The organism is Arcobacter sp. CECT 8989 (genome assembly GCF_004116715.1).
In the GTDB taxonomy this organism is placed as follows: Bacteria; Campylobacterota; Campylobacteria; order Campylobacterales; family Arcobacteraceae; genus Halarcobacter.
The window spans coordinates 1-478 of record NZ_PDKE01000058.1 but is presented as its reverse complement, the minus strand read 5'-3'; the positions used below and the strand labels follow the sequence as shown (position 1 = coordinate 478).

Here is a 478-nt window from a genome sequence, read left to right as displayed (position 1 = left end):
ACAAGTTCATCAGCCAGTCCGGCATCAATGGCCTCCTGACCGCTGTCCACTGCAGCCTCGGTATCCAGCACAACCTGCACGGACAGGCCGGTATATGCCGACACCTTCTGCGCAAACATCTGGCGGGTTGCGTCCATCCGGGACTGCAGTGTCTCCCGGACGTCATCCGGAAGATGGCTGTAGGGGTTGCCATCCACCTTATGGCTGCCGCTGTAAATCAGCGTGATTTCCACACCCTGTTTCTCCAACGCAGCACAGTAATTACTGAAAGCCATCATGACGCCGATGGGGCCTGTCCGGGCGGTCTGCGTGACCAGACGCCGGGAGGCGGCCCTGGCAAGCAACTGACCCGCACTGCAGATCATGTCGGTTGCAAGCGCCCATACCGGTTCTATGTCGCGCCCACGGACGATGCTGTCCGCGCGGTCAACTGCCCCCGCCCCCATCCAGCGGCGCGGCTCCACACCCACCCTCCTCT

General features: G+C 62.1%; 1 protein-coding gene. It reads right to left on the bottom strand.

Going from position 1 to position 478, the window contains the following annotated elements:
• Positions 1–478: S49 family peptidase (locus tag CRV02_RS14420; RefSeq protein WP_164969026.1), on the bottom strand; the 478-nt coding region annotated here is incomplete at both ends.